General features: G+C 47.8%; 20 protein-coding genes. 1 reads left to right on the top strand and 19 read right to left on the bottom strand.

The features are described from left to right. Window positions 1–72: 72 nt before the first annotated feature. Both U2P90_RS13645 and U2P90_RS13640 read right to left on the bottom strand, forming a co-directional pair. On the bottom strand, window positions 73–324 hold the full coding sequence (locus U2P90_RS13645) for an ABC-2 family transporter protein (protein WP_322472563.1): 252 nt from the start codon (window positions 322–324) through the stop codon (window positions 73–75). Further along, entirely contained in the window at window positions 321–2144 is a 1824-nt protein-coding gene (locus U2P90_RS13640) for a recombinase family protein (RefSeq protein ID WP_322472562.1), read from the bottom strand. Before U2P90_RS13640 ends, U2P90_RS13645 begins: the two co-directional genes overlap by 4 nt. Window positions 2145–2256: 112 nt before the next feature. Between U2P90_RS13640 and U2P90_RS13635 the strand changes: the two genes are divergently transcribed. Continuing rightward, the gene (locus tag U2P90_RS13635) at window positions 2257–2862 is read left to right on the top strand and encodes a hypothetical protein (protein ID WP_322472561.1); all 606 of its coding nucleotides are present in this window, start codon (window positions 2257–2259) and stop codon (window positions 2860–2862) included. Between the two features lie 114 nt (window positions 2863–2976). On the opposite strand, the gene U2P90_RS13630 is transcribed toward U2P90_RS13635, so the two are convergent. From U2P90_RS13630 to U2P90_RS13550, 17 genes are all read right to left on the bottom strand, one after another. Next, the gene (locus U2P90_RS13630; protein ID WP_322472560.1) at window positions 2977–4632 is read right to left on the bottom strand and encodes a right-handed parallel beta-helix repeat-containing protein; all 1656 of its coding nucleotides are present in this window, start codon (window positions 4630–4632) and stop codon (window positions 2977–2979) included. 9 nt (window positions 4633–4641) lie between these two features. After that, window positions 4642–7962 carry a beta strand repeat-containing protein gene (locus U2P90_RS13625; RefSeq protein WP_322472559.1) on the bottom strand — a complete coding sequence of 1107 codons (3321 nt, stop codon included), beginning with the start codon at window positions 7960–7962 and terminating at the stop codon, window positions 4642–4644. Window positions 7963–7970: 8 nt separating this feature from the next. After that, window positions 7971–8237, bottom strand: a complete 267-nt coding sequence (locus tag U2P90_RS13620) for a hypothetical protein (protein ID WP_322472558.1) — start codon at window positions 8235–8237, stop codon at window positions 7971–7973. 9 nt (window positions 8238–8246) lie between these two features. Continuing rightward, entirely contained in the window at window positions 8247–8789 is a 543-nt protein-coding gene (locus tag U2P90_RS13615) for a glycoside hydrolase family 19 protein (RefSeq protein WP_322472557.1), read from the bottom strand. 65 nt (window positions 8790–8854) lie between these two features. After that, complete coding sequence (locus tag U2P90_RS13610) at window positions 8855–9115, bottom strand: hypothetical protein (RefSeq protein WP_322472556.1); 261 nt, start codon at window positions 9113–9115, stop codon at window positions 8855–8857. Then, window positions 9115–9441: a hypothetical protein gene (locus tag U2P90_RS13605; protein WP_322472555.1), complete on the bottom strand. Its 327-nt coding sequence runs from the start codon at window positions 9439–9441 to the stop codon at window positions 9115–9117. Before U2P90_RS13605 ends, U2P90_RS13610 begins: the two co-directional genes overlap by 1 nt. Before the next feature lie 5 nt (window positions 9442–9446). Beyond that, entirely contained in the window at window positions 9447–11282 is a 1836-nt protein-coding gene (locus U2P90_RS13600) for a hypothetical protein (protein ID WP_322472554.1), read from the bottom strand. Further along, window positions 11261–12415: a hypothetical protein gene (locus U2P90_RS13595; RefSeq protein ID WP_322472553.1), complete on the bottom strand. Its 1155-nt coding sequence runs from the start codon at window positions 12413–12415 to the stop codon at window positions 11261–11263. The genes U2P90_RS13600 and U2P90_RS13595 overlap by 22 nt, the downstream gene beginning before the upstream one ends. Window positions 12416–12495: 80 nt before the next feature. Further along, the gene (locus tag U2P90_RS13590; protein WP_322472552.1) at window positions 12496–17292 is read right to left on the bottom strand and encodes a hypothetical protein; all 4797 of its coding nucleotides are present in this window, start codon (window positions 17290–17292) and stop codon (window positions 12496–12498) included. A gap of 10 nt (window positions 17293–17302) precedes the next feature. Continuing rightward, window positions 17303–18211 carry a hypothetical protein gene (locus U2P90_RS13585; protein ID WP_322472551.1) on the bottom strand — a complete coding sequence of 303 codons (909 nt, stop codon included), beginning with the start codon at window positions 18209–18211 and terminating at the stop codon, window positions 17303–17305. A 268-nt stretch (window positions 18212–18479) separates the two neighbouring features. Then, on the bottom strand, window positions 18480–18950 hold the full coding sequence (locus tag U2P90_RS13580) for a hypothetical protein (RefSeq protein WP_322472550.1): 471 nt from the start codon (window positions 18948–18950) through the stop codon (window positions 18480–18482). A gap of 118 nt (window positions 18951–19068) precedes the next feature. Next, window positions 19069–19575 (bottom strand): hypothetical protein, encoded by a 507-nt coding sequence (locus U2P90_RS13575; protein WP_322472549.1) that lies wholly within the window; start codon window positions 19573–19575, stop codon window positions 19069–19071. 14 nt (window positions 19576–19589) lie between these two features. Continuing rightward, entirely contained in the window at window positions 19590–19988 is a 399-nt protein-coding gene (locus U2P90_RS13570; protein ID WP_322472548.1) for a hypothetical protein, read from the bottom strand. After that, window positions 19985–20296, bottom strand: coding sequence for an HK97 gp10 family phage protein (locus U2P90_RS13565; RefSeq protein ID WP_322472547.1), 312 nt, complete (start codon window positions 20294–20296; stop codon window positions 19985–19987). The genes U2P90_RS13570 and U2P90_RS13565 overlap by 4 nt, the downstream gene beginning before the upstream one ends. Window positions 20297–21007: 711 nt before the next feature. Beyond that, window positions 21008–21886, bottom strand: coding sequence for a major capsid protein (locus tag U2P90_RS13560; RefSeq protein ID WP_322472546.1), 879 nt, complete (start codon window positions 21884–21886; stop codon window positions 21008–21010). A gap of 20 nt (window positions 21887–21906) precedes the next feature. Then, window positions 21907–22416: a hypothetical protein gene (locus U2P90_RS13555; RefSeq protein ID WP_322472545.1), complete on the bottom strand. Its 510-nt coding sequence runs from the start codon at window positions 22414–22416 to the stop codon at window positions 21907–21909. Between the two features lie 78 nt (window positions 22417–22494). Continuing rightward, window positions 22495–23277, bottom strand: a complete 783-nt coding sequence (locus tag U2P90_RS13550; protein ID WP_322472544.1) for a hypothetical protein — start codon at window positions 23275–23277, stop codon at window positions 22495–22497. Window positions 23278–23281: the final 4 nt, after the last annotated feature.

The following is a 23281-nucleotide window of genomic DNA, read 5'->3' as shown; positions in this document are numbered from 1 at the left end:
GCTGCGCTGGGGTAAGGCGGACGGCGCGGGGGGTGGGCAGGCCCAGCGCCGCCCAGTCGAACCCGGCCACGGTCAGCTGCTCGCGCTGGTGTAGCTCGCCACCGCGTAGCGCCAGAACAGCCGCGTGGCGACGAACAGGGCGGCGGCGACCAGCGGCGAGGCCAGCGCCACCGACAGGCCCAGCGTGCCCATCAGCGCCTGGGCGGGCACGGTGGTCACAAGGGCCACCGGCACCACGAAGGTCAGCACGAAGCGCACCGGCACCGGGAACGCCGACGCCGGAAAGCGGGCCGCGCCGAACACGCCGCTGAACAGTTCGGTCACGTTCTGGAATCCTCCCCATATGGTGTTTCAAAGAACCCTGTCACACCCAACCCCTCAAGAGTCGCCTTGACCTCTGCCCTCGGCTTGTCCCGACCACCCTTGGTAGAGATGTCATTGAAGTTCACGTACACCCTCAGCCCTAGGCGGTACATCAGGGAGTTGACCTCCTTCCAGTTCTCAGCCCCAATCTCTGCCCTCAGCGCTGAGATGTTCGCCTTCATCTGGTCAGTCTGCCGCCTCACCACGTCAGGGATGAAGAGGTTGCCTCTCAGGGTCACTACATCGTCCCTGGTGATTCCCAGGTTAGCTGCCTCCAGCCTCTCCCCAATCTTGAAGTGACCAAATGCAGCCTCCTTAGCGTCAAAAACCCCGAAAAGAGAATCATTGACAGTCACGCCCATGTCAGACAACACAGCAGATACCTTCTCATACTGTGCAGCCTTGTCCTCTATTTCTAGGTTAATACCGTCTAGCTTCTGCTGATGTTCCTCAATCTGGTCTTGGAACCGTCTAATAGTCGCTTGGAGTGTGTCTGAATCATCCAAGTCAAACGCCTTGTCAATGCGCTTGGATATTTTATCAATCTCTGCAATAACCCCCTTCCTGCTTTCCTTGAGGGCTTGCAGGTTGGTATACAGGTCTCTGGTGCCTAGAATAATCTGGGTCAGTTCCTCGGAGTATTTATCAGCAGAAGCATACGTAGCAGCAGAGTCCAAAAACTCAGTCACAACTTCCTTGATGAAGTTGAATACAACAGTACGCCGACACTCGGTATGGAGATGCTTACCAGTATTAATATAGTCAGCCCTCTTAACCCTGTTGTACTTCTTGCAGCCGTACACAAAGGTTAGCGGTCTGGTGCCGTCCTTCTTTGCCCTGGTCTGCCAGGGGAAGACCTTAGCAGCGCTACCACAGTGGGCGCAGTAGACCAACTCAGCAAACGGTTTATCTACTGTCGCCTTACTTCTTGTCTTGAGTTGTGCCGCCTCTTTAACTGCCTTGTACAGGTCATCAGAGATAATTCTAGGATAGGTAAAAACCCTATGATGTTCTCTTTCCTTGTTGTACCACTGCTTCTGGGGTAGTCCTGCGTAGATATCCAGCTTCTCAAGCAGGTATCTCAGGGTGTCATGGTTGAAAGGCTGACCAGTGCCGGTCTTGAATCCCTGTTCCCTGGCATAGGCTACGGCTTTGCCCTGGTTCCGAGTCCTGACAAATTCCCCCAAGAAAGAAACAATGCTGTCTTTCTGGGATTCATCAACTAAGACTTCTTTGAACTTCTTTCCATCCTTGGTAGTGGGGTTAGAGACGTATCCAAAGGGGAGGGCATAGACGTTAGAACCCCTGATGAACTGTTCTAGCTTGCCGTCATCAAACCTACCTGCAATGGTGTTCTTTTCCCACTGAGAAAAGAAACCATCAATAGCAGTCCCTTCAATAGCTTTTCTCTTTGTGGGGTACATCATCCCTTTGTCTACAATAGCAATCTTGCCCTTAGCATCATAGATTTCTTCAATAAACTGTCTCAGGACAACTTGGTCTCTCGCTGCACGGTCTACCTTCTTCCAGACCACATACTTAACCTTGCCCTGTTCCAGCAGTTCAATAACCTTGTTGACGTTTTTCCTCTTCTTGAACTCTGCCCCTGTGTGGGTGTCGTGAATCCAAGCCCCCTCAAGGTACGTCCATCCCTGGGATTCCCCAAACTCCCTGGCTGCCCTGTACTGCTGTTCATCGGATGTGTTGTCATCCTGACCCTTGGTAGAAACCCTGGTGTAGACGCAGAAATACTCTCTTCTGCCGTACCTGTCTCCGGTCATAGTGTGCCCTCCTCTCCCGCTTCCAGACGGAATTAGGCCCACAATACCTCTTGTGCATCCGTAGCACTAGAGGCTACAGTAGCTATGGGCTTAGACCCTAGGAGGGCACACAATGGCAGAACAGGAAATCAGGTCTCTCAGCAGCTACTTTGAGGACGGGGCAATCTTCGGAGAAGGAGACAACGCTAAGCAACTTTCACCCCTCAAAATGCACAAGGTCATCACGTCTCACCTGTCCAAAGGTGAACCACTTTACAAGAAGGTTTTTGCTGTACAGGAACATTTCTACGTTGACGCAGAAGGGAAGGTTCATACTTTTGCTAGTAGCGGAGAATTTAGGACTGAACGGGCAAAGAATCACGCTGAGGATTGGGTCACCAGAAGTAACAGGAACGGTAAGGAGGTTGTGACTCCTGCCATTCCTTACCGTGATTACGCCATTCTGGATGTTGCGGCGTTTGAAAAATGGGTTGCAAAGACTCTCTTGGATAATCCACAAACCTTGGCAGTGCTGAGGGGTAGAGGGGGAGAGGCAAAGAAGACCACTTCCAACAAGCCTTCATTGAAAGACTTCATGAGTGGTAAAATCCCTGACCTTGATGCACTTGCAGATGCCCAACACGCTACCGTTGCAACTCGGAAGGCGAGAGGGGCAGGTCTGGCCTCAGACCGGAAAAAGAATCAGGAGTCTTCAAAAAGCGGTGCCAAAAAGAAGTAGACTTCAAGAACTCAACATCAACCCACACAGGGAAGGTGCAGAGTTCCTAGCAGAAGAAGATTACCCAGAAGCAGCAGAATAGGCAAAACCCCCTCTGAAAAAGAGGGGGCTTTCTTATGCGAGGTAATCTATTTTCTTGTCGTTACTGTTCTGACTGTTGACCAGAGTGGTCACGTTGCCAAATGACCTATTCGCAACAATTCTATTTCCTGGCTGAGTTGTAGAGGTTTCTGTCTGGATTCCAATTCCGCTATACTGAATAACATTGTTTTCAATCACGTTCCCACCTGTACTGCCATAGTTCATGATAGCGACGCTAGATGCACCTGTAGCAAGCGTAGAGGGCACCTGACAAGAAACGTTATTGCTAGAGATAGTGCAGTATGTACCAGAATCGGAGTTGTAGAAGCGGTTCAGGTATCCTGTTCCGGCAGTCACTCCGGGCCTAAATTCTGGCCCTGCTATGTTGTCTCTAACAACAAGACGTTTAGCGCCTTGGTTAAAGATGCCTACACCTGTGAAGTTCTGAGACCTGATGTAGAAGCGGTTGTTAAGAATCTGGCTACCAGACCCAGTACCGTTGAACCTAATGCCATAGTCTCCAAAGTCTCTGAACGTATTACCTTGGAACAGTACGTCTTGGGCACCGTCAATGACCTGACACCCCCATCCACTAGAAGTACCGTTCTGAATAAGGTTGTTGATAACTTTGATGTTTCTGGTTTCAGACCTGCTGATGGAGATTGCTAGACCTTTATAGCCGTTAACCGTATTGTCTGTATATGTACAATCTTCTGAACCTGCTGCTTCTAAACCATATCCGAGGATTTTAGCGTCTCCACCATCAATGTAGTTTGAGGAGACAGTTGCATATTTAGTGTAGTCCAAAGAGATTCCGAAAACAGTATTGCTGTTATTGGTATTAGGTGCAAGCATCCTGTTCCCGTGAATGACAACGTCTTCCACTCCTCCCCATGTCTCAATAAATAGAATTGTTTCGTTGGCATCTAGAGTAATATTGGAAAAATCCCACACATTATTGATACAACGGAACATCTTGGAGATAGCGGTAGGTACTTCTGAATCCTTACCGTGGAACTGTGCTGTGGCAGGGCCATTGGTAATCTTGTTATTTTCAAACCAGACGTTTTGAGAACGCTGAGTCATGATTGCTTCACGGTAAACACCGTCAATTCTGTTGTTAAAAGCATACAGGCCGTTGATGTTCTTACCGTAGATAGCGCCTGCACCGTAGTTTTTCAGAGTGCAGTCAATAATTTGAACAAGTTTCGTAGAGTTGCTGATGAGTCTTGCCAGGGCAAACCCAAAGCCATATGTTCCAGTCAGGTTACCCCTGTTACCGTCTAAGGTTAGACCGTTGATGACTGCGCCTCCGCTAAGGAATAGCAGGCTGTTTGTTGCCCCTGTGAGTTTAAATCCACATCCCTCATACATTGCAAGGAGGATGGTGTCAGCAGGAACAGTAACGCCACCATCAACTGTGTACATCTTGTCTACAATGACAGTCTGACCAGCGAGGTTATTTAGTGTGGTTGTCACGGTAGCTGCTGAAACCGTGGCAGGAAGGTTGAGAATAGGGAAGTTACCTCCTGTGACAGAAGTAGTCCCTCCACCCCCTCCGCTTGGAACATCAATAAAGTCAGGACTTCCAGTGGTTGTGTTGACCTTGAGAAGCTTGCCGTTATTGCTTGTGTTGGTTAGTGCAGTGTATAGCTTTTTAGTAAATTTGGAATAATCAAGATTTGTCATTTAAACTCCTTACCTAGATGATGCAAATAAGTATTCAACATCCATAAAATCAACATCTGTTACTGACACCGATGAACTACCAACAGTCTTGGTGACTGCTACGCCATAACCTGTTTCTGACCCTGCGGTAATTGCAAGGCTTGTGCTGTTTGTTCCTACCGTGGCATTGTCTATCTTGAATGTGATGACACCAGCGGCAGTAGTGTTTATTTCAAACTTTCTCAGAACACCAGTTGAGGCTAAGACTCCGGTATCAATAACAGTCTCAACACTATTATTCCTTATAACTGCCTGCCACTTGCCCGAGTTAACTCCATCGGTATACCTAAAGTAAGCACCATAGGTAGAATCTCCTGTTACGGAGTCTATATAACCAACTCGGATGACATAGGTTTCTGTGGTGTTGGAAAGTGTTGCCAATGACAGGATTGCCCTAAGGTTTGTTGTGCCCTGGTTAAACCTGATGATAGGTACAGGGTTGGCAATAGCGACTCTTCCGGTAGGTGTTGTACCAGTAACAAACCTGACGGTACCAACAGCGTTATTGAGACCAGTGATGTTGCTTTGCGAGATGCTTACGCCAGTGCCAGACGCATACTGAACCCATTCATTCGTAGATACACTGCTGACAAATTCATTAGAAGTGTAGAACCTTCCTAATCTGTCCTGTGTCTTCGTTGTTAGAACTGTGCTGTTGTCGGGGGCAGTAATCTTTGTGTTGTCTACAATCCATGTGGCGTTAGTCCCGCTGCTGTTGGTGGTGACAAACCTAACAGTACCGTTGACTGTCCCGCCTCCATCGTTGGTGTGAATGACAACATTACCCTTCCCGTACAACCTAGTTTCATAGAATGAAGAAGTGCTGTAAATCTGGTACAACCCTCCTGTAAAGGTGTTGCCTGCTGCATCCTTGAAGTCAAAGCCGTTCACTGACTGGCCTGATGTAGGGCTAGGTCTGCTTAACATCAGGAGGTTGGTGTCTTGTGCAGAGTCATACGGGATTCTCTGATACTTGGTAAATGTGTTGGTTAGGTCAATACGGGCATAGCTTGTTGCAGCGATACCAGCCAGCTTCTCCGAGTCATCCACGACACCTGAGTTATTGGTGTCATAAGTTGCCTTAGCCATATCACCTGAACCGCTACCGCTTCCTCCGTCTGTGATTCCATATCCTGCAAGAGTTGTAGGCTTATTGGTCAGAGTGGAGAAATCATGTGAATGGGTAGTGCTTGCTTTACCAGACAGCGCAGAGTCAACCTCTGTCTTGGTGTAGGCGTCAGTAATGCCAAATCCACTTAGCGTAGTTGGCTTGCTAAGGATTTTTGACCAGCCAACAGAGGTAATTTGTGAATCCGTCAGCCCCGTAATCGTTCCAGCAAAAGAGGTCAATATCCCGTTGGTGAAAGTGAACCCAGCACCGTTCAGGTTAATGGTGTTGGTTGGAGAAGGAGTCAATCCACCTGTGTAGTTCTGAATCGTATTCTCTGAGAAGTGCATTGCAGAGAAGGCAGTCACGTTCCCTGCTGTTCCTCCAACTCCTGTAGAGGTACGGTTTGCCAGGAATCCTAGCTTGATGAAAGCAGTTCCCGTTGGGAAGTTAACGGACACGACTTGACCAGTGTTGGTAAAAGTGCCTCCGATGACTCCGCTATACGTAGTCCAAGTAGTAGGAATAGGAGTGTTGCCAACGTTTGTAAAGTATTGGTAGCTAGACGCTGAGTAACATGTGCCGATTGGGGTACCGACAGGCCACCCGTTCACATCATCTGGGTTGGCAATTGTCCAAGGCGTTGTCAGAGTCACAACGTTTGTGGAGAGGTTGACGTTAGCTGCCGTATATTGTCCTAGACCTCCAACATTCCTGCTGTAGCTTTTCGCAGGCCAGTAATACCCCTTGGTGTTTTTGAAGCTGTGGATTTTGATGTAGTTATTCGCTGCTGTCGCTTGCGTATCCCAAGCAGCCGCAGAGGTAAGCGTAATGGTTGTATCCCCTGGCTTTAAAGGGGCAGCAAGGGTGGTGTAGGTATCATTGTCAAAGGTGTAGTGAATCGGAAGGATTGAGTTGAGGTCTACATCGTAAGAGGTAGATGTCCCGTAGGCGTAGTTATTGCCCGTCACTAGGTTCAGTGTTTTTGCCGCAAAGGTAAACCTATAGTATTTAGCTGGGTCTACAGGAACAAACTCATCCTGAGTGTGGACGGCGTTCAGAACAGCAGTAGTGAATGACCCTCCCCCGGAGTACACCTCAGCAGCATTGAAGGTGAATTGAGAGAAGTTGGTGTTGTCGCCTGTCGTGCCAAACCCGTTGGTCAGCAGGTTCATTCCTCTGGACTGTGCCTGCACCCTGGTATACGCATCAGTGATGCCGTGACCAGCAAGGGTGGTCGGCAGAGAGGTCAGCTTAGAAAACCCAACTGACTTCACCTGATAGTCTTCAATATTTGACCCTGCATCCTGGCCTAGGTGGAAGACGTTTGCATAAGCCAGCTTCCAGACAAAGGCGTCAGTGGACGTGCCTCCAGACAAGTAGACATGACCAGTGCTGGAGAAGGTACCGCCTTCCCCGGCATACATCATCCTGACGTAAGTCCTCCACTTCCCAGTCCCGGCAGTAGAGGTAATCCATGTGTCTGTAGCGCCCGTGCCGGTAGGGTTGCCTGAACCAAACAGGGAGTAGCCAACGGGAATGTTGGCGATAAGAACCATTGCATAGACTTGGTTCGCTTGAGGCACCACACCCTGCCAGAAGCCACCTAAGCCAGGAGAAGCAGTAGAAGCGTTCTTAGTGATGGTCAGAACGTTCTTAGACTTGTTGGGGGCTGTTGCGTCTACATCCCTGGTGATGACAACAGCGCCATTGCCGAGGTTGTTGTAGGCGACAATGCCGTTATTGGTGGTGGCAAAGTCTGGGTCTCCGTAGAGGGGCTTGCCCGTCCTGGCGAGGATGGAGGAGAGGAAGGCGTCTGTCTTGGCTGTACCGCCTCCCAACGCCAGGGCTTGCCCGTCTGTGATGCCGTACCCAGACAAGGTGGTTGGTTTGCTGGTGAGGCTTGCGAAGGTGTGTGTATGGCCGACTGCTGCGGCATCCGTAATGCCGTACCCAGCCAGGGTGTTTGGGAGGTCACTCAGGCTAGAGAAGCTATGGGTATGGGAGACATTTGCCTTTCCAGCTAGCAACAGGTTTGCATCTGCCTTGGTGTAGTAATTTGTTAAGTCAGTGAATGTAGTAGAACCAGAAGAGTAGTCAACAACGTTAAGGCGTGTTGACTGTGTTATGGTTTTAATCCCCACACTACTAGGTGTAATTGGGGTAGTAATTGAATCACTCATGGTTTACCTCAAACGTTATTCATTTCATCAAATATCTTTTTAACGAGTCGCCTTACTACTTCTCTTTCTGCCACGTCAACCCAGGGCATATCCAGATAGAGTCCAATCATGGGAATGGAACCGTCTACGGTCTCTAGCCATGTGTAGGCGATATTGACAACCCAAGCTTCCTTCTCTGCGCCTTTAAAAGACTCAAGCGTAGCATTAGCTTCCCTAATAAGTCCTCTGATGACTGCCTCTACGTTGAACCTTTCGAGTAATGTTTCAATGTTCATAAAATCCCCTTATAAATACTTCTTACCTGCTGCCAGCCTTCTTATTCTGTCTGAGAGGCCAAGCATTGCACGTCCATTGACTAATCTAGTCACTGTGGCAATATCGTCTTTATCTGCGTACTGCAATATATTGTTGTGCTGGAAATAAGCCCCTGCTACTAATGCGCTGATACCATGCTGTAGGCAGAGGTCAGGATGAGTGTGTAACTCAAACCCAATTAGTTTCCCATACTTGGTGTAATTACTTTTTCCCGTCAATTGCAGGTAGCCCCTACCTCTGTACAGGTAGCCTTCTCCTGAGAGTTCAGAACCGTTCCCTAGCTTGTCGGCATAAACCCTGCTGCCGATTGCCTGGGGCTTGTAGGCGTAGACCTGGGCTGCTGCTATGTTGGGAAACTTAGAGGGGAAGACTTCAAACAATCTTTTGGCAGAGTAATTGAGGTTTTCTTCTTGAGGCTTAAAACTAGACTCATGGCCGATTTGCGCTAGCCAGTGCAGGACTCTCAGAGGAGTAGTTATCTGGAAGGTCTCTGCTGCCTTGTTCAGCTTCATGGCTACAGTGTCGGCATCTTGGACAGCGTAGCCATTGTTCATAGCCTTCAGGAGGCCAGAGGTTATCAGCATCCCTCTCTCTGCTTCTTGAAGAACTTGTTGACTGCGAGAAGGACTAGGAAGAGTCCTATTAATCCAAATATTACCAGAGGGTTAATTGCAGCGGTTGTAATAACCCCGTAGACAATGTAGGCAACATAGATAAGCATTCCACTTAAGGCGAGACCCTTAAGCTTCTTGTCTGAGATATTGTGGACTAACTCTGACAACTGCCAGATGATTAAAGCCCTAATAATAAAAAGAATAGCGAGAATAATTGAAGTCATTAACTGCCCCCTATGAATGGAATAGGGATGCCCAAAAGCCCCCCGATGATGACAACCAATCCCAGCAGGAAGAGGGCTACATACTTAATCCAGTCTGCGCCCCAATCAAAGGCTTTCTTGGTTCTGGTGTCTCCATCATCCTCCTCTTCTTCTACAGCTTTAACCCTATCTAGCAGAGTATCCATTTTGTCGTTAATGCTGTTTATCTGGTATGGCACTGCCTCAAATCGTTTCATGAATTCCTTGAACTCTGCATGACCGGATTTCAGATATTCAATATCCTTTTCCATCCCTGCTATTTTTGCTAATACGTTGATATTATCCATTAATGCTACTCCGCTGCTAACCTAGCTTCTATAAGTGCTGATTTCAGGGTTAGCCTTTTCGCTAACTCAACAGACACCGTGCCTGTACCTTCATCAATACTTATATTATTCACTTGTTCTACGATGGTCTGCCCTTCTAGTAGTCCATGAATCGTGATGTACTGCCCTGGCAGAGTCTTTAGCCAGAAAGAATCAAGGATACTGTTGAAGCTAACTGGTTCTGATGGTGCGGAGTGTTCATCGTAGACAGATAGTGCCCATTGGGTTAACGTCTCAATATCTTCAATCCCAGATGGATTGGCTATCTTCTTTTTTAACCTACCAAGTCTGTTGGGTCTGTCAGGATTGGGCGCAATAGTAATGCTGTATGTGGTGACTAGGGTTGAGTTCCCCTGATTGGTGGTTCTCTTGGCTGACGCTACCAACACGTTATATGTGTCGGAGAAGTCCTTTTCATACCTGACGTTGAATATCTCATCACCGTTGGCAAACTTGTATAATTCTTCAAGATTGGAATAATTGTGGACATAATAGGTTGGCTTGTTATCTGCTATCCCTGCGTATTCAAGGGTTGCGTTACCACCTAACTCTAGAATCTTGCTGACTATCTGCCACTTATCGGCATCAGTGTATTTCAAAGACCATGAGTAACCAGTAAGGGCATTTGTAGTCCTGATAAAGGAGATGCTGTCTGATACTCGGTTTAGCCAGTCAAGGTGGTTCTCTTTGTTAACTTCCTCAAACCTAAAGGAGTGGTACTTACAAGCGACTGAGTCAACCATGAAAAAAGCTTGTGCGTTATAGGCACCGTTGTAGTAGCTTTTATTGAAGCTGGCTTGGTTGCTGTAGGTGTAATCCTCTCCGTCAACGTTGAAGGTGATAGAGAGACCAACATAGAAGGTTGTTGCGTCCTCGGAGTAGCTGAAGACTGCCTTGAAGGGCGAGTTGTACAACATGAAGTAAGGAATGATTTTCCTTCCAAGCACAGAAGTAAATGGGTCAATCCTAATGTTCATCAAGAAGTTATTGGTACTCCCGTTCTTGGTCTTGATATACAGGTAGTATGGCCCTACGTTAAATAAACCCCCTGGTGTTGTCTGTGAGGGATTAATTGGTGCAGCAGTGGTATAAATACCGTCTCCTACGTTTTGTGTTTCTGTGGAGGTTTTATTTGACCAGTTATGTGAACCAACGTAGTAAAAGTTACGTGGGAATCCTGTACCCTCCATCTTGAGAATGTAGGAGGTCTGGCGGTTGTTGATTAACCACCTTGGGTAAATCTTCTGTCTGACTCCTGATGCTGCACCGTAGTAGGAGACGCCTTGGCCGTCATCAATGGCATTGACGTATGTCCCTTCAGAGTCGCTGTAGATATCGGCTACAAAGTAGCTGTCTCCGTACTGCCCCCAGTATGATTCAACCTCTGCTTCATTGAAGTCTGAATTGCTTCTATCCTGAATAGGGCTAGCTTCTGGAAGGTATTCATACTTATAGTTGGATAACTTATAGTCTCCAACAATAATGTCATCTTTGAGGAGTTGCAATATCTCAGTACAGCTTACATCCACAAAACCTGATTCAGTTGGAGAATACGTGTCAATGACTCCATGTAGGTAGGGCTTGCCGTCTGCATAAATAACTACCTGCCCTTGTCCTTCTGGAGTCGTAATCGCCCTGTCAAAATCAGAGAATGAAGAAAGAACGGAGAAGCTGAAACTACCAATGTTGTTGTATGACTTCTTGGTCTTGATGTTGGCCACATTCTTAAAAAATGAATAGGTGGCGTAAGTTTGTGGTGTCACTAGCTGTAGTTCAAAAATCATAAGTATCGTTCCTGCCATGTCAGTAGGGCTGTTCCTACACCGTCCATGTATATAGTGTTCCTGCCTGTCTCAAGGTATGGGAGTAGCGTCTTCTTTCCTGGGTAGTACGTGATACCAGCACTTGCAGCAGGAGGGTTGACAACAACATCACTGGTTATCCCGTTGAAGACAAAGTAATTACAGTTGTTTGCGGTAAATCCAAAATCATTTCCCCATACTGAATTGAAGCCGTTATGGATGACAATAGACGCATTTGCCCTATTGCTGCCGCTGTTGACGACGATGTTTGAACCATCCGTTATCTGACTGAACTGAATGATTGGTATATTCTTATGGATGGTTGCCATGATGTAATCATGGGGTAGAGTGGCGGCAAAGACTGCCTCCCAACCTTTGAAGTCTGCTTTATTTGTCGTGGAGTTATAAGCTGCCTTATTGTGCGCTTGGTTGACGGTATACCTGTTCCCATCGTAGTAGACTGCAATCTGATTGCCTTCAAACACTAAGCCCATAATTGCAAAGGTCTCGGTATACACAGTCTTTTCTAACAGAACGATATTACCAAAAGACAGTTTAAACTTAGGTGTTGCGCCAGAGTTATCAAGGCGTAATGTATAAGACCCGACAGTAAATATTGTGCTTGTTGTCGTGATTGACGGTAAGTATACCTGGCTAAAAATACTACCGACAAACGGCACAGTAACTTCTTTGCTGGCATACATCCCTTCATGAGTTAATGGTAAGATTGCTTGAATATACCCATAGGAACAGGGGAGGGCTTTAATTGCTGAATCTTCCAGAACAGTAAAGTCTAGAGAGATAGGCAGTACATAACCTCCATTCTTAGGCTTACGTGGAAGGCTAGAACTGTCCCATGACACTAAGTAATAACATTGGGGTTTGGCCCCCAGAACTAATTTAAACTCTGGCTTGTTCAGTGCAGCTTGTAGCTTCTCTAGTTCTTTCTCAAGGTCTAGAAAGCTGTCTGCTTTCAGGATTCCGCTAACAGAGATGTTAAGAGACTGTTTTGCCTTGCCAACAATCTTTTTCCTGTTGGTGTCTATAACCTGCTTATTATTTGTGGGCTGAATATCAAACTCAGTGATTATTAGTTTTGGTGAGAAATAGTCACCTATGATTGCGTAGTCCATTGTTACCTCTGTAATAATTTTAGTATGTTGGTTTTACCTAGTGCCCCAAATAAGAAATAGGGGGATTTCTCCCCCTATCGTTATCCAAGTGCTTTGATAAGCCTTTTCTCAACCAGACTTGCTACTTCTTCTGGATTAGACGCTTCATTGACATATATGGTCACGTTAGCGGTTCTTGTTTCAGTCTTGGAGGTTGCCCCTCCACTACTTGACCCTGTGCCGCCTACGGTTCCCGTATCAACGCTTGGAGTGTTAGCGCCGTTCACGCCTTCCAGTTCTGGCAACATACTCAGGTTGAATGGTTTCCATCCGAGAATGTCAATCCCATTCAGGAACCCTGCTATTGCATTCCATACTGTCTTGATGACGTTATAGATAGCCGTGATGATTGCAGAAGTGACCTTGAGGAAGAATGTCAGAACAGGCAGCAGCGGTTTAATCACAGACTCTAGAACTACCTTGAGGATATTCAAGAGAGGTTCTAGGACTGAGGCAAGGAGTTCAACCACAGGGGCAAGGATGTCCATTGCCACAAGGAAGATTTCTCCTACCCTCTGGAACACTAGCCCCAACTGAGGCATGTTCGCTAGAAGACCTCCAATCAGGTCTATGAAGTAAGCAAACTGTGGGAAGACGGCTTTTAGGCCAGTCACAGCGGCATTGAAGATGCCTACTCCCGCATTTTCTGCTGCTTCATGATTCGCCTTGGCGGTGTCCTCAGGTGTCGCACTTCCAGCCGCTAGCTTGCTGTTGTTGTCATAGATTGAAGCGTAAGCAGTAGATACGGCAGAGGACAAGTCTTTGACAAATTGTGCTAGTGCCTGCTTCCAAGCCTCTAGCTGCTTCCTCTGTGCCTTCTCAGCTTCCGTGGCAGTCTGCTTGATTTGGTCTCTTTCATGGGCGTAGGCATCATCAGCTAGCCTTTTCCTCTCGGCAAAGTAAGCTTCAATATCTTCCTTCTGCTTGGTGGTGAGACCTTCCTTATCCAACTGTCCTGCTAGTTCCTGCTTCAACGCCTCATCAGCGGCATTCTTTCTGACCTCTAGCGCTTCAAGTTGTGCTGCTGTGATTCTGTCCACGTAAGAGAGTTCAATTTCTGCCCTCTCTTGGTCGGTGGTTGCCAGTGACAGTTTTGCTGCCTTCTCATCCTCAAGCTTTTTCAGCTTGAACTCAGCGAGGGTTGTAGCGTTAGCCAGTTGGCTTGTCACGATGGAGTTGTCAGTAGCCAGGATGGAGTCTGCCGCAGCCTTCTCAGCCTTGGCCTTGGTGTCTGCTGCCTCCTTGTCAGCCTTGGCCTTGTTGGTGTCAAAGGTGGTGCCTAGCTGCCCCTGCTTGACTGTCCTAGCGGCTTGTACGTCGCCCTGAACTCCTCTCAGCCTGTCTGCCTCTGCCCTCATCAGGGCTGCCCCTGCCACGTCACCAGCGCCTTCTAGAACGTCTGCGTACTCTCCGGCAGAGGAGATAAGGTCATCGTATTTCGCAATGAGGGTGTCAAACCCAGCGAGACCCTGGGAGACAAACGCATCCTTACTGTCAGGGTCTAACTGAAGGTCGGCAAACTCCTTGTCAAGCCCTTTGAGTTGTCCTGCAATGGAAGAGAATCCTTTGACAGCTTCCTTGACCTTTCTTGCAGACTCATCAGAGACGGTTTTGATAGCATCGTTAATCTTGTCTACTGCCCCTAAACCACTCTCTCCCATTGCTAGGAATGAGTCTCGCAGGGCTTCAAGCTGTGTCTTGACCAGCGCTATACCAGCAGTATCTAAGCTTGAAAGTCCCTCAAGGTAAGCACTAACAATCGTATCGGCAGCATCAGAGTTAATTCTGACTCTTTCCTCTACAACCTTCTTATCCAGTGCGATTTCTTGAGATGTGATTTCAGCAGCAGACCTATTCCTGATGCCTGCAATAGTTGCAGTAGCGCTATTGCTGATAGCTACTCTAGTTGCCTCATACGCCTTAGTGAGGTCGGTTGTCTCGGCCCCAGCAAGTGTAGCTTCACTCAGTTCCTTATTGTAGGTCTCCTCAATCTTGTCTAGTTTGGCTTGTGTCTCGGCGTTTACCCTGTCTATCTCTATGGCGAGGAGTTGAGGGGCATACTTCTTCTTGATTTCAAGTGTTGCCGCCTCATTCCCTTCTACTGCTGCCAATTCAGCCGCCATAGCATTTTGAAGGGTTGTGACTCTGGTAGAGAAGTCTTCTGCCGCTATGGTCTGGTTGAATCCGTCAACAGCAGCAGTGACCTTGCCTTGTGCCTCTGCAAGCTGCCCAAGCGCATCAATTAGCCCTGCGGTCTGGGTCTGTTCCGCAGCCTTAGCCCTAGTCGCCTGTTCGGTGTAGAGAACTTCTAACAGCTTCTCTTTCTTGTAGTCCTTGGAGGCGCTAAGGACTTTTATCTTGCTGGCAATCTCTTCATCAGACATTGCCTTGGTGACTGACTTGAGGTTGGCAAGACGCTTTTCATAGTCAGCATCTAGCTTCTTTTGGTTTGCCTCATGCTTGGTCTTCGCATCTTTCGCAGCAGCAGCGGACATGGAGACAGCGGCATATGCAGATGCCTGACCAAGCAGCATCTTAATAGTAGCGTTGCCAGAAACCCCAGCTTCTTTGATGTTGGCGTTGATTTCATCTAGCCTACGCTTGTAGTTAATTGCTTGGTCTATTGTTATCTTGTTGTTATTAACTAAGTCTTTCTGACGTACAAGAAGGTCAGTCAACGCCTTAGCATTTTGCTTGACAGCGGCATTGGCCTCTTTGTCCTTCTGTGCCTGTTCTCTGGCTGCCTCTTTCGCTGTGAGTGCGGCTTCATGTGCCTTCCCTGCCGCAAGTGCAACGGCAGTGTACGCAGTGGCCTTGCTGAGAAGCGACTTGACACCAGCATCATTGGCAATACCTTCTCTCTGTGCCGCCTTAGCAAGGTCTTCTACGGATTGCCTAAAGTTGATAGCGTTATCAACCGTCATCTTGCCAGAGTCAACAAGACGCTTGTTGGAGGCAAGGAGACGGGTGAGAGAGGTTATCTCATCCTCTATGGCCTGCTTGCGCTTGGTGGCAGCGTCAGCCGCCTTCTTCGCTGCATCTTCAGATACCTTGGCAGCAGCGTTGGCGGCATCCACTCCGTAGTTCTGGAGGGCAGCCGGGTTGGACGCACTGTAGGAGTTGGCAGGGGGTTTTGGGAGGGTTGCGTTGGCAACGTTGACTGGAGGCGGCGTCTTGAGGTTTGCCTGAGTTGCCGCCACGACACCCCTTAAAGCACCTGTGTAGCCCTTCACGGCAGTAGCGGCAGTGTTATAGCCGTCTTCTACCTGCTTCATCCCTTTGGCAATGGTCGCTGAGTTTGCGCTAGCAGCATCAGCCTTACTCTTGATGTCGCTTACGGCAGAACCGAAGACATCTCCAATGACTCCAGAGACGGCAGACATGGCGACTTGTAAGGCATTCCCTACGGATATTCCAAGAGTTTTCAGAATGCCAAATACAGGTTGAAGCATCTGTGCAATTCTGTTGACTAGGCTTGATAAGCCTGTAACGATTCCTCTTGCGGCTGCTTGGAGTCCAACAAGGACAGGAACCCAAGGTTCAACAAACGCCCCATATAGGATGAGTCCTACACCAGACAGCATCAGCCCTACGCCCTTCACAATCTGTCCTATGGTCTGTGCAGTCAGCTTAAAGCCTTCTACAAAACCCTTCCAGAGAGTGTCAGAGTTATAGGTAACAAACTTGACGCCTTCTACAATCTTGCCGTAGATAGCAATGATGTTCTCAATAACTGGTTTGAGGAAGTCTCTAATGCCTAGGAAGTTATTCTTGTAGGCAAGGTATAAACCAGCAATAGCAGCAACAACAAGCGTAACAGGCCAAATAGCACTAGAGATGCTTGCGCCTATGGAGGTCATTGCGCCTCTGACGGCAGTTGAAGCAGCCAGCATTGCAGGCTTGATGGTGCCGACTGCACCAACCATCATCCCAATGACCGGGATAAGGGCAAGGACAGCGAGGGTGGCAGAGACGACGGCAGCAACCGTCACCTTGATTGGGGCTGGGAGGGTCTTAAACCAGCCGGTCGCCTCGGCAATCTTGTCTGTGAGGAAGGCAATAGCAGGGGTAAGCCCCTCTGCTACCTGCGTCCTGACCTCCTCCATGTTTGCCGCTATGACCTTCTGCTGTGTGGCAACGCCTTCTGAAGAGGCGCTGTAGGCGTCTAGCTTGTCCTTGGACTGGTCGAGGATGACGGCCAGGGTTGCTTGTGCCTCTGCCTGCTTGAGGGCTGCGCCGGTCAGCTTGTCCTTCCCCTCCGCTTGCAGCTTGGCTTTCACGATGTCTTGGTCAACGATGTACCCAAGTTCCTGAATGCTGTCTGTCTCGCCTCTGAGGGCAGCCGCTACGATTTCCTGTGCGTCTGCAACGGACTTCTCCCCCTCAGTCCAGCTAGAGAGGGCAGCCGCAAGGGTGGTGACCTGGGTAGACATCACGCCGACTTGGTCGGCACCAAACCCAATGGCCTTGAACGTCGCCCCAACGTCAGCAGCGAGGGCAGCCGCCTCCTTGGAGGTCAGCCCCATAGCAGCGGCGTTGGTGTCGGCCCACTTCATCACGTCATCAGACGCTTGTGCGAACACGGTAGAAATCTTCCTAACCTGTCCCTGAGTCTTGGAGGCGGTATCCGTCATAGCGGAGACAAAGCCCAATAAGGCGGCAGTATTCAGCGCCCCTGCAATAACGTCTCCGATACCAGACCATGCAGTAGACACAGACTTAGCATCAGCCGCCAGAGAGGTAGAGGTATCTTGTGATGCGGTCTCAGCCCTTCTCAGGCCAGACAATAGGTTGTTAATATCTGCTTTGACTTCTACCCAAATGGTGCTAACGTTCATGCGCTACCTCTTATAAACTTCTAATTCTTATAGTAATTACTTTTGAACCTGACTCTAAATTAGGAATAGTCAGTGTTGTAGGGCTTTGTGTCCATAGTGAAGGTTCTAGGGCGATACCATCCACTGATACTGAGAAGACGTTGCCCGCAGAAGACAGCGTAAAGACGCTTGTTCCTGTGGTTGTTGTGGTGAATTCTTCTCTGACTATTCCTGTTCTTGCGCCTTGCTGTAAGACCTGTACATAGTCGCCAGTGTTCAGGTTGGGAAAGGTTAGGGTTGTACCGCTAACGGAATACAGAGACGATTCCATCTCAAACCCGTTGACCTTTACAGAGGCCACAAGGTCTGTAGACGGTAGTGTGAATGTTGTCTGGCTTGCTGTAACGTTATAGGCACTGGGCGTGACACCAAACAGGTTGTCTACCTGCGCCTTGCTGTAATACCTGCTGTCGGATTCCGTCTTCTGGTAGTAACGGGCATCTGAGTCAGTCTTGTTGAAGTACTGCGAGGTATCTATCCCAGTACCAGAGATGTTGATTTCTTCAAGGCGCTGATTTAGTGCCGTAATCGCAGTGGACAAGTCAGCATAAATAGGCGTAGGCGCAATGCCCACAACACCTGAATATGTCCTGACTTCATCAATAGAGACGCTAGGCTTGACCGGCACATACGCTAGGAATGAGTCAATAAGGGTGCCATTGTCATAGAATTCAATCTTGTATCTCGCAGCAGCATCCGTGTTATTCCAAACATTGATACTAAAGTTGCCGTTTGTATCTGAATAGGTTTCTACATCAAAGTTTGCTGGGTAGACAATACCGTTGATGTAACCAGACTCTACTAAGAAGAATCTTACCTTCACGTTTATTAGGTTTTGTCCTTTGGGGTTTTTAATTGTCCCTGTAATAGTTGTCTGCATTATTCTCCATTGGGTATTTGAACACCATCATTCAAAAATTCCTTGACTTTCTTCTGAGACTCACTGGCAAAGTCATATCCTGTTGCGCCCATTCCAATTTGCTTAGAAAGCAGGTTGAAGCACTTCTCTACCGACAGATGAAATACTTCATCCGGTAACTCTAAAATCTCAGCGTATGTCCAGCCGTACTCCCTGCTGAGAATGGAGTAGAAATCCCCAGTATCAATCTCTACCTTGTTCTCAGCAGCTTGTTTCTTATGCCACTCCCTTACCCATTCTGGTTCAGAGGATTCATCAGGAGTATTGCTTTGGACTTTCCCAAAGATGGATTGACCTCAAATATTGCCTCAAGTGCGGTGTCATATTCGTCATACTCTATTTCTACTAAGTCGCCTGACTCTTTGGCATCAGGGTAGAGTCTTTCAAGTAGCCAGAGGTTATGGTCTGTACCAAGTTCTGTTGCGAGGTCTACAGTTGTGTTCTGGACGGTCTCTACGTACTTCTCTGCTTCATCAGTAGAGAGGTTCAGAGACTCCAATTCTCCTGACTCCATTGCAGCTTGAATCTTCATTAGCCTTCTCTGCATAGCCTGAACTGCCTTAAGCTTCTCTGCCTTTTCATTCATTAGCCTCTGAACATCAAACACTTTAAGACGCTTGGGGCTGTATACCTTACCATTAATTGTTACTGCCTCTTTTGTTCCTGCTAGCTTTTCTTCTACTGTTCTTTTTGTCTTCATATATGTTCTCCCTCTCTTACCTGAGATACTAATAGTTTATTATGGTCAGTATTTACTGTGCCCTTGAACGAGAAAACCCCCACTGTTTCCAGTGAGGGTCGGTAAGAGGGGGCTATGATTAGGTAATGCTGTATTCAATCTTGTAGACGGGGCCGGTAGCTGGTCTCATTGCATCCCACTGAATACCAAGCTTGACTTCTGAATCTTTACCAAAGGAGAGGTCTCCGCTGACCATAACAGATGCAAGGTATAGAGTGATAACAACGTTCTTCTTTTCGGTTGTATCGTAGCCCGTAAAGACGACTAGACCCTGGTTCACGGCAAAGCTGTTAGCGCTACCAGTCATAGAGTCAGAAGCAGCAGCGTAGTCAGCAGCAACACCAGAGGTCATGGCGGTGAACTGTTGCAGGTCAAAGTTATTGACAACTGCTTTGAGGCTGACGCTTCTGCCGGTGACAAGCTTACCAATAGCGTAGTCGGCAGACTGAGAGTTAATCTCACTGAGTTCTACAGCGTATGAGAAGGTTACGGCATCTGAGAAGTCAGAGATGGTGACAGCAGTACCACCAGTAGGGGTGTATACGATTGTCTTAGGTACTACTTGAAGCATTTTCTTTGTTGGCATAATTTATAAATCTCCTATATCAAGTTAAATCTTAGTGTCATATCTCCATTGGGTAACTGAAGCATTCCCTTTGGGCTTATAACATAAGTGTAAATCTGGGTATTATTGAACTGCCCCATAAGAAGGTCTACTATTCTAGGGGCATCATAACCGCCTATATAAAACTTTAAACTGACTTCTTGAAGGAAGGTCTTTCCTTGGTTGAGTCTAGGGCTGGTAAACTCAATGTTGTAAATGATGTAGGCTTTATCAGACCCAGGGGTTTTATAATTCTCTGGAAGAGTGTTGTAGGCAATTGCAGTAGGCGTAGAATCACTAGCAGTATCACTAAATGTGCCAATTAGATTCATTAAGTCGGGCAAGGAAGTCAGCGCAGAGTAAACAGCATCTATCAAAGGTTCTATAGGTTTCATAGATTGTTTTTCACCCTCTGCGCTAGATTCTTCTCCTCATCCTGTAACGGTTTGAGGAGGTATGGCGTTCCTTGGATAAAGCCTCCGTTCTTGGTGGCGTGACCCTCATGGACGTTCAAGGCATACTCCGTATTTGCCGACACTCTGACCTCAAACTCTCCAATCTTCTCAATCTGAATGGACTGCTGTAGGTTGCCAGTGTCCACAGGGACTAATTCTCTTGCCCCTTCCTGAACGGCAACGGCAGTCTCTTCAATCGCCTTCTCAATAGCGCCTCTTAGCTGTTGAATTATCTTTTGGTCAAACATCAGTGACCTCTAGTAACTGCGCTGTATTCCTTTGCCTACCCTTTCTAAACCCAATGACTTTGTAGGTTTTGCCGTCTGTCTTGAGGCGTTGTCCGACAGTCAGGATAGATTGGGTATGTAGAACGTAAGCACCGTTGTCCACGTAAGATTCAACTGAGTAGCGCTTGATGTAGTCTTCCTTGCTAAGCGGTGCGAAAGACCCAAGGATTGTTTCTGCATCAGTGTAGATAGCCCTCTCTCTTCCTGGGATACCAAGCTTGAAGCTGGTCTGGAGGGTGAGGGTAGTTACTGGGTACTGCACGATGTCCCCACAAGCACAGGAACCGAGATAAAAGACGAACCGTTACCTATACCCAGCTTACCGTTTAATTCTCTCTGGGAAATAAGTAGCTGCTTCTTCACTGCCTCTAGGTCTGAGAAGGTATAGCTACCTGACTCTTCTCCCAAGGATTGCAGCCGTTCTGGGTTAGTGCTAATTGCTAAATGGACTGCTTTAAATACTTGGTACTTATTCCCAAGCTTGGAGTCCTCTAGTAACTCTCCCCATTCTTCATCGGAATAACTATAAGGGGGGTTTTCCTTGGTGTCCCTGCTAATTTGCCTAACCCTGTACAGTGCGTAGCTAAGACTAGAAAAGTCTCTGGTAGGTGGTGTTGAAGGATAGGTAAACATTATTGGTCTCCAAAAGAGGGGGCATTAAAGCCCCCACTATTAAACAATCTTCTTGGTAACTCTTGCAGCAGACTGTAGTGCCTTCTGTGCAATACCAGCGTACCAATCAATTCTTGCTGTCCAAACAGGTGCAGAAGCGTTCTGGTCAGGGCTGATTAGCTTAGCCTCAGGGGTAGATGCCTGGATACCGTGAACTCCGTCAACACCAAATCTGACAGCGTAGACTTCTCCGTCTGCGAGGATGGAAGCGTTGGTTCCTAGCTTACCTGCCCTGTAGATAGGAACTCCACCGTAGGTAGAAATCCTTGTGCCGACAGTCTCAATAGAGTTGAAGGCAAGCATTCCAGAACCCTTAGCAAGTGCGTTGATTTTAAGAAGGGTCTTATCGTTCATGAACAGTGCAGAAGCGTCTGAGTCAAGGGAAAGAAGCAGGGAGTCAATGTCTGCAAGGGTAATCATGGTAAGTGCGTCTAGAGTTTCCTGTGAAGTACCAGTAAGCAGCTTCTTAAGGCCGTCAAAACCGTTAGCGTCTGTCGCTACATCTCCATTGAAGAACTGGTTCTGGAAGGCAATACCAGTGTATTTAGACTTAGCTGCAATCTGCGCTGCAAGCTGGTCATTGATGTCTGAACCAGTGACCTGTAGGAAGTTGTCAACCTGTGCCTTACCACCGAGTCTGCCGAGGGAGGCGGTAAGCCTTGTGAAGCCTACGGTCTCTTCTGTGTAGTCTGCGTTGATAGCACGGGTGTTGGAGACGGTGCCTACGCCCGGTGCCCTGGTGTAGACGTATGCTGAACCTGGGATGTTCTCAAAGGGGAGAAGTCCTACCAGTGGGTTAGCAAGGTATGTATTGAAAATAACTCCTGCCTGTACATCATCTTGCATGAGTTTTGCTGCTTCTACGAGTGTTAGTGCCATATTATGTTAATCTCCTGAAATTATTTATTAATTATTTTTGATAAACCGCTTGCAAGTTTCTGTTCAACTGGGATGTGTGTGTCATCTGACCTAGCAACACCAGTGTTAGGAAGAACAATAGTTTTCTTCCCGACTATAAAAGGATAGTCTTCAATAACTTGTTTGATTCCTGCTGCTAAATCCTCTGCATCTCCAAGCATCTTGGTTGCGAGTGTTCTAGCCTTAGCGTCAACAATACCTGCTTCATCAAGGGCGGAATTCAACGCCTTCTCTTTTGCGGCTTGTGTCTCTGCTTCCTGCTTAGCAGCTAATGATGTTTGTATCTCTGTTAGGCCACTTGTGAGAGTCTGTACAGTTCCTTTTAAGGTCTCTACTTCCTCTTTGTATTGCCTAAGCTTTTCCCTCTGTTGCCAGTTATCATTCTCTAACCTCTGTTCTTTGGTTAGCGGCTGGTCTGGTGTTCCAGTGTGGGGCTTTGCATCCTCTACCACCTTGGTAGACTCTGTGTTTGTTTCGGTTTCAATTGACATTCAATGACTCCATTAAGTTAAGTTGCAGTTCATCACTACATACTTATCTTAATGGCGGTATGTTTTCTGTTGCCCTTGTTAAACCACGACTGCCTGTAAATAGGATGAAGAAAAGGGATGAATAGGCATTGTAGGCGCATCTTCGTAGGGAATGTTGCCTTTGTCATGCCAAGGCGTACAAGCGCAATCCTTCTTATGCCTAACACCATATTTCAGTTTGACATGTTTGATGTGCTTAAACTCTTGGTAGGCGAGATTCTGAACATCATGCCAGACCCTAGAGGACTCTGTAAGCAAGAGACGCCTAACGTTATATGTAGACTGGTCTTTAAAAACCTTCCTAATTATTGGTTGTATCTGCTTGGGGGATTTACCCTCAGCAATCTTTGTCGCAATAAGTTTAAGAAGGCTATCTTCTGACGCCTTGGAGAAATCCCAGATGCGTTCTGAGAGGGCTACGCCTTTCCAAGGCTTGTTGACCCATTCATCCAGAATGGCTGCCTTGATGGTCGGAGACATGAAGAGGGATGTCCTAGCCAGGTCTTCCCCTGCGGTCTTGGCAGCCAGGAAGGTTTCAACCTGCCCCCTCTCATGGGCGTAAATGGCGTTCAGCATCTCGGCCAGGAAGGGGAGGAGGGCTGCAAAGCGCTTGCCTGCAAAGGAGGTAGGGGAGACACCCTTAGCCAGGAAGAGGCGTATCCCCTCAGGGTCAGCCTTGAAGAAGGCGCTGAGGTCGGCAGGGCTACCCCCTACCATCGAGGCCAGTTCTGGTAGGGCTGCCTCAATCACGGCGCTGTCCGCTTTTGCGCTTGCCTCTACAAGCCTCAGCAAGGTGTCATGGAGAGTCTGTGCGGTACTCACCTAG

Origin of the sequence: Deinococcus sp. AB2017081 (assembly GCF_034440735.1) — a bacterium.
Lineage (GTDB): Bacteria > Deinococcota > Deinococci > Deinococcales > Deinococcaceae > Deinococcus > Deinococcus rufus.
Note: the sequence above shows the minus strand (reverse complement) of the source record. Positions and strands in the feature narration are given on the sequence as shown.